General features: G+C 65.9%; 5 protein-coding genes. 2 read left to right on the top strand and 3 right to left on the bottom strand.

Going from position 1 to position 7,259, the window contains the following annotated elements:
- Positions 1 to 35: 35 nt before the first annotated feature.
- Positions 36 to 656 (top strand): TIGR03085 family metal-binding protein, encoded by a 621-nt coding sequence (locus U9980_RS01095; RefSeq protein ID WP_322751277.1) that lies wholly within the window; start codon positions 36 to 38, stop codon positions 654 to 656.
- A gap of 35 nt (positions 657 to 691) precedes the next feature.
- On the opposite strand, the gene U9980_RS01090 is transcribed toward U9980_RS01095, so the two are convergent.
- A complete protein-coding gene (locus tag U9980_RS01090; protein ID WP_322766286.1) occupies positions 692 to 1,930 on the bottom strand; it encodes a glycoside hydrolase family 26 protein in 1,239 nt (412 codons plus the stop codon).
- A 995-nt stretch (positions 1,931 to 2,925) separates the two neighbouring features.
- Between U9980_RS01090 and U9980_RS01085 the strand changes: the two genes are divergently transcribed.
- Positions 2,926 to 4,383, top strand: a complete 1,458-nt coding sequence (locus tag U9980_RS01085; RefSeq protein WP_322766285.1) for an MFS transporter — start codon at positions 2,926 to 2,928, stop codon at positions 4,381 to 4,383.
- 11 nt (positions 4,384 to 4,394) lie between these two features.
- Here U9980_RS01085 and U9980_RS01080 read toward each other — a convergent pair whose 3' ends face one another.
- A complete protein-coding gene (locus tag U9980_RS01080) occupies positions 4,395 to 5,399 on the bottom strand; it encodes a beta-ketoacyl-ACP synthase III (protein WP_322766284.1) in 1,005 nt (334 codons plus the stop codon).
- Between the two features lie 444 nt (positions 5,400 to 5,843).
- Positions 5,844 to 7,082, bottom strand: a complete 1,239-nt coding sequence (locus tag U9980_RS01075) for a DNA polymerase III subunit delta' (RefSeq protein WP_322766283.1) — start codon at positions 7,080 to 7,082, stop codon at positions 5,844 to 5,846.
- Positions 7,083 to 7,259: the final 177 nt, after the last annotated feature.

The raw sequence follows: 7,259 nt of genomic DNA, 5'->3' as shown, positions 1-7,259 counted from the left end.
GAGGTCCTAGGATTACGCGTATGGGACGTGCTCGTGTGCAGCGTGTGACCCTTGCGGATCTTCTGGATGAGGTCGGTCCGGCACAGGCCACCTTGTGCGACGGTTGGACGGCGCATGATCTTGTCGCTCATCTGGTGACTCGGGACCGGGTGCCGCACGCGCTGCCTGGCTTGGCGATAAAGTGGTTGCACGGTGTGACGGTGGCGGCGGAGCGGTCCACGATGCGCGGCGACACCTATCCGAACCTGGTGGAAATTTTCCGTGGCGGCCCGCCGTGGTGGCATCCAGCCCGTGTCGGACCGGTTGACGATGCCACGAACCTGGTCGAGTTCTTCGTCCATCATGAGGACGTTCGGCGGGCCAGACCCGGATGGGAGCGACCCCTGCTTGACGCGGGGACGCAGCTGGCGTTGTGGAGATCGTTTCAACTGTTCGGTCGGGCCGCCTACCGGCGGTCCGCCGTCGGAGTGATCGCCGAGCGTGCTGACGGCCCGGGGCGGGTTGTGCTGCGGCGTGGTGCCGGTAACGTGACCCTCGTCGGTGACCCGGCCGAACTCCTCCTGTTCGCCTTCGGTCGCCGTGACCACGCCGTTGTCGACATTCACGGCGACAACGGCGTGGTCACGGCGTTCGCCGAAGACCGGGTCAGCCTGTGAGTGGGTAGCCGCTCATCGTAGCGGCGGCAACGTCGTCACCACAGCGATGCGTAGGCCTGGGCGCTGCTGGGTTCTTCAACTGGGCCGGTCAGGGAGGAATGGACGTTACCCGGGTCCGAATTGCTGAAATACGCCTCGTACGACACGACATCGGCGTTGGCGACGAACGTGTCGTGCATTTTCCGGATGTAGAAGGGGTTGTCTCCGCCGGACTGCCCGGCCCTTCCGGCACCGGTGTCGTGGGTGCCGACGAGCCCCCATTCCGGCACGGAGAACTTCTTGCCGTGCGCGCGGGCAAACTTGATCACAGAGCAGAGTCCTTCGGCTTCGTCGCACTGGGTGTTCCAGGAGTTCTCGTCTGTACTTGCCGGCCACATGTCAAAGGTGTCGATGCCGATGACATCGACGTATGCGTCACCCGGGTAGAAATCGAAGGCGCCGTCGGTGTGCGAGTTCAGCGTCCAGTCGATCCGGGCCTGGGCATCTGTCTGCCGGATGGCACCGACCACCTGCTGGAAGCAGCCGACCCATGACCCCGGTTTGTTCGACGCAGACCAGGGGAACCAGTCGCCGTTGAATTCCCAGGCAAGCCGGACGATGCTGTTCGCGCGGCCCTGACCGATCAGCCACCGGCCGAACTCCTGCCAGTGCGAGTTGTATGCTCCCGACGCGCAGGCGCCGATGTCGCCGCCGGAGTCGGGGAAGAACGGCTGACTGATCACCCAGGTGCCGGCGAAGCCGGCGAATTTCTCGGGGTCCGAGCCGAGCCATGGGTGCGTTATCGTTTCCCAGCTTGACCGGTCGGCAAAGGTGACGATCACGTCAACCGGCCGGCCACGAAAGGCAGCCCACTGGTTCGCCTCCGCCAGAGTGCCCGCGGCGACGCCGCTGGTCCATCCGCCGGACAGGGGGCCGCCGCCGGACCGAACGCCGCCGCCGGGAACTGTGGCTCCGCCGGGAACTGTCGATCCGCCGGGCGCCACGGCGGCCACGGCGGCTGATCGGACGGTGGCGGCGACCTGTGGTGGTCCGGCGTAGGTGCTGCTGCTGGCGGCCGGCGCGTGGCCAGGGCCGCTGTTCGGGTCGTCGTTGCCGACCCCGGCCGTCGGGATGGACGCGCCGGCGACCGGCGTGACGGACGGCCCGGACGTGGTCGCCAGCGTTGCATTCCCGACACCATCACCTCTGATCGGGGCGACGTGACAGCCAAGGCTCGTGGCAGCGACCGCGAGAGCACCCAGGCCGGCGAGCCAGACCCGGCCACGGATCGACACCACCTTCTTGGCTGCCGCTGTCGGGCCGAACCTGGGTGGCGCTGCCGTGCGGGGTGCGAGCGTGCGCCTGCTTTCCGCTGCGACCTGGACGAGTTCTTGCTGGTCCGTTGTCGATTCTGCTGCATCGGCAGATGTTGTTTTTTGCAGTGTGTAACGTGTTTCATCGGTGGTTTTTCTGTGTTTCACAGTTGACTCCCTCCGCGTGACGGGGCTGTCTCGCGACCCTGGACGTCGCCGAAGTGGACGTCGCCGCACGACACGTGGGCCTCGCAGATAGGGAAATGTTCCGGGCGACGGGCTTCAGCAGGCCTGGCGTGGGCCTGCGGCAGCAAAGTCATCATCGGACGATGAGGCTACACGGACCCGGTTCAGCACCCGCCAGATGGGCATACTGGCAGGTCAAGGAGTTATTGATCAGACTTCTGGACGGACGGCAACCTATCGCAGTCCGTCGTCTATTGTGTTTCTGTTGTCTATCAAGAGTTCTTTTATCTGCTGTTAGTTGATATTAACAATCGTCGTTGTCTAGTGCTGTGCTCTCGACCGCGTGTCGGCCGCGGCGAACTCGGTGGACACCGTCTACGAACGCCTCGTCCACGAGCTCGGCCAGGTCCGTGCTGCTGCAGGCGGTCAGGCACGCTGCGTGGGCAGGTTCGTACACGGTCCGCGTGACGCCGGCGATGAGTGAGGGTCGGTCGCCGGTCGCCGGTCGCCGGTCGCCGGTCGCCGGTCGCCGGTCGCCGGTCGCCGGGCCGGCGCCTGTGGCCAGGCCAGGCCAGGCCAATGATCCTTATCTCATGGTCGGCACGTCCGGGGATGGTGATCCGTGCCGTCAAGCTGATCTGTAGGGATGCAGCGTAGGCCACAGCGGGGATCCCTTTTTGATCATTAGATACTTGGTATCATCAACTATACTGAGTTTCATCCGCTGCGTGTCGCTCAAAAGGGGGCTATCCGCTATGACGGCTGCGGTGGATGTAAGGCGTTCGTCGTCCGTGACCTTCGCGGCTCTCGGCATGTCAGCGCTGACCTTCTCGTTGCTGCAGACGATGATCGCGCCCGCGTTGCCGACGATCCGGGCGGAGTTCGGTTCGAGCCAGGCCGGTATTGCGTGGATCATGACGGCCTACCTGCTCAGCGCATCCGTGGCGACCCCGATCCTCGGGCGTCTCGGGGACGTCTACGGCAAGAAGCGGCTGCTTGTCGGCATGCTCGCGGTGCTTGCTATCGGAACGGTGACCGCCGCGCTCGCAACATCCCTGACCGTGATGCTCATCGCCAGGGTCATCCAGGGGGTGGGTGGGGCGATCTTTCCGCTTGCGTTCGGGATCATCAGGGACGAGTTCCCACCGGAGAAGGTCGGCGGCGCGATCGGTGTCGTGTCCGCCGTGCTCGGCGTGGGCTCGGGAACTGGAACGGTCATTTCCGGACCGATCAGTAGCCACCTGGGCTATCACTGGCTGTTCTGGCTGCCGGCGATCGCCATTGCCATCGCATTTGTGGTGACCGTGCTGTGCGTTCCGGAGTCGCCCATCCGCGTGGCCGGGAAAGTGTCAGTCGGTGGCGCGTTGCTGCTTGCGGCGTGGCTTGTCGTTCTGCTGCTCGGAATCAGTCAGGGACCCCGGTGGGGATGGGGATCCAGTTCGGTCTTTGGTCTTTTTGCGCTGGCGGGGCTGCTTATCGTCGTCTGGATTACCGTTGAGAGCCGCAGCGCCCAGCCGCTTGTGGATATGCGAATGATGCGGATTCCCACCGTGTACCGGACGAATATCACTGCGATCCTGTTCGGTTTTACGATGTTCTCGATGATGGTGTTCGTCCCGCAGTTTGTGGAAACCCCTCCGTCGGCGGGCTACGGATTCGGTGCGAGCATCACCCAGGCCGGCCTCTTCATGCTGCCGTGCAGTATCTTCATGCTGGTTGCCGGCATATTCGCCAGCCGTCTCGGAGTGAGGTTCGGCGCGAAGGTACCGCTGGTCATGGGCACCCTGATCGCGGCTGCTGCCACCTGCGTCCTAGCATTCGCGCACAGTGAGAGTTACATGATCTACATCGCGACTTCATTGATGGGTATCGGTATCGGTCTGGGGTTCGCGTCGATGTCACACCTTGTGGTTGTAGCGGTTCGCCCCGATCAGACCGGGATTGCGTCCGGAATGAACGCCAACATCCGGACGATCGGCGGCTCGATCGGCACCACCGTTATCGCCACCGTCATCACAGCCGGGGTGGGCATTGGAACACTGCCGCACGAAAGCGGTTACACGAATGCATTCGCGCTGATGGCCGTCGGATTCGGTGTGGCCGCGGTTGCGGCCGCCTCGCTTCCCGACATCCGGCCGTCGGCGGCGACCGAGGCCGTCGCAGTGGTCGAGTCGGGACGGACAGTCGTCGACTCTGTGCCGCAGCCGCGAAGCAGCCGCAGCTCCGCGGCGGTGCAGGGCAAACTGTAGTCCCCGGGAGTTCATGGGAGCCGGACGACCTGGGCCGCGTAGGCGAGGCCCGCGCCGAAACCGATGAGCAGCGCGAGGCCACCGGAAGGGACCATTCCGCTTGCGAGAACCTCGTCCATCGCGAGCGGAATCGACGCCCCGGAGGTGTTTCCATGGATCGCGACGTCGCGGGCGACGGTCACCGTGTCGGGCAGGGCAAGTACCTTGCACAGCATGTTGATAATGCGGATGTTGGCCTGATGAGGAATGAAGGCGGCGAGTTCCGCTGCGTCGACCCCGGCCACCTCGAGAGCCGCCCGCGCGACGGGCGCCATCTGCCACGAGGCCCACCGATATACCTGCTGACCCGCCATCCGCATTGTCGGCCAGGGCAGCTCGGGGTTGTCGCGCCATTCCAGATACGAGTGATCGTGCCCGATCGCGTCTCGGCCCGAGGGATCAGAACCCCACACGACGGGCCCGATGCCGGTTGTCTCCGACGGCCCGACGACAATCGCCCCGGCACCGTCGCCGAACAGAAAGGCCGTGCCCCGGTCATGTGGGTCGATGATGTCCGACATCCGTTCGGTGCCGATTACCAGAACGTATCTTGCGCTGCCGGCGACCACCATGTCGCTGGCCACCGCGAGGGCATGGCAGAAACCCGCGCACGCGGCCGATAGATCGAATGCGGTTGCGTTCCGCGAACCGAGTCGGCCGGCCACGTCGGTCGCCACCGACGGCGACTGTGTGACATGGGACATGGTGGCGACCACGATGCACCCGACGTCCGCGACTTCGATTCCGGCACTGGCCAGGGCTTTTCCGCCGGCGCTTGCAGCCATTGCGCCCAGTGATTCATCCGCGGTCGCGAATCGCCGGCTACGAATACCGGAGCGGGCTTCTATCCACTCGGGTGTCGACTCTATCTGTTGGCAGATCTCGGAATTGAGGACCACTTTCATGGGCCGGTAGGCGCCCACCCCGAGAATCCGACTGCCGGTGGGGCGGAGCCGGGTATGAATAATTCCATTCATCGGCGGGCCGCCGATGCGCCGGCTGGGGAGATACTTTCTCCGGTCCGTACCGTGCGCGGAATCCCACGTTCCATGTCGTATTCCCCCAGGGAGTGGTGAGGCCGGGCGGCCTCGGCGGCGGGCGAATCAGTGGTGCGAATATAATGGTCATATTGGCCGGAAATGAACGGTATCCGCATGTGAGGTATGGCACCCTGGCGGCTGATTTATATCAATAGATCCGGCCTGGGAAATTCTGTACCGACTACTGCCTTATCATACTGTATCCGCTGATGTCGGGCGACAAAATGGGCGGAAAACGCCGGCTGCACAGCGGCGGGCCATGACCTTGGGTCTATCCGATGGATCTTCGATCGCTTCGCCCCCCACCCGAACGCTTCGAGTTCGTGCGGGTCCCTGCTCTCGATGCCCAGAAGGCGCATCGACCGATATCCATCGGGCGCTCTAACCGGTCCGCAGATCGAGGGTGAGTGCTTCTACGGTGAGTAGCGGGACGAGGCCGGGATTGGCCGCCAGGGTCCGCCGACACCGCAGGACGGCCTCGAGTCGACGCAGCGTCTGCTCCGGGGTGGACGTCCGCGCCTCCTCCGCCACGGCAACGCCGTGGTCCGGGTGAATCGCCTCGACCGGTGCGCCGAGCTGCCGCACCAGGACGTCGCGGTACCAGCCGGCGAGGTCGAGCAGGGCCCGGTCAAGGGAGTCCAGGACGGTCCGTCGTCCACGGCTCTTCTGTGTCTTCTCCAGCTCCTTGAGAGCTCCGGCGGCGCCCCGGACGGTCAGGGCACGGGCCTTTGCACCGGGCTTCGGCGCCCGAGCGCGTTTCGCCGTCGTCCCGGCGGATGTCGCACCCACACCGAGCGCGGTCTTCAGAGCGTCGGTCTCAGCGTCGTCGCGGGTCGTGTTCGCCGCTTCGGCGTCGGCGTTCGCCGCCGCCACCAGGTCCGCGGCCGCGGCGAGACAGTCCCCGGTGCGTTGCAGGCGGGTCGGGAGGCGCAGCACCTCGGCGCGCCGGAGCCGCGTCGCCTCGTCGGTGGCCAGCGCCCGGGCTCGGTCCGCATCGCCCATGGTCGCCTGGGCCGCGAGCCGGGCCTGAGCGGGATCCACCCCGTCGTGCTCCAGCATGCCGGCGACCTGCGCGGGGGTGGGAAGGCGCAGCGCGACCACCCGGCAGCGGGACCGCACGGTCGGCAGGACGTCGTCGACCGACGGTGCGCACAGCAGGAACACCGACCGGGTGGCGGGCTCCTCCAGCGCCTTGAGCAGCGCGTTGGCGGCCTGGTCGGTGAGCCGGTCGGCGTCCTCGAGCAGCAGGATCCGCCAGCGGCCGGATGTCGGTGCGCTGGCTGCATCGCGGACGAGCTCCCGGATGTCCTTGACTCCCAGCGACAGGCCTTCTGGACGCACGGTGCGCAGATCGGCCGCGGTGTCTGTCAGTACGGTGTGACACCCGTTGCACTCACCGCATCCTGGGGGTGAATTTTTGCAGTTCAACGCCGCGGCGAAGGCGCGCGCCGCCATCGAACGCCCAGCGCCCGCGGGGCCGGTGAACAGCCATGAATGCGTCATGCTTGCACGGGCCGCGGGACGGGCATCAGTCGCGGTCACCCCGGCGGCCGCGCTGGCCGCGCCCGCGAGGATCTCGACGACCGGAGCCTGGCCGATCAGGACATCCCAGACGCTCACCGGTCCATTGTCCGACTCCGTTGGTCGGCGGTTACCGGCGGGCCGTCCGGCGACCGGCGAAGCGCCGTCTGGACGGTTGGGAGACGGTCGGGAGGAGCTACCGGGCCGATGGGGCTCTCTTCGTTGTTGCGCGATCGGGCGGCATGTCGGGTGCTACTGATGTTGGTGGCACGGTGT

The organism is Protofrankia sp. Cr1 (assembly GCF_963555865.1).
Taxonomy (GTDB): domain Bacteria; phylum Actinomycetota; class Actinomycetes; order Frankiales; family Frankiaceae; genus Protofrankia.
Note: the sequence above shows the minus strand (reverse complement) of the source record. Positions and strands in the feature narration are given on the sequence as shown.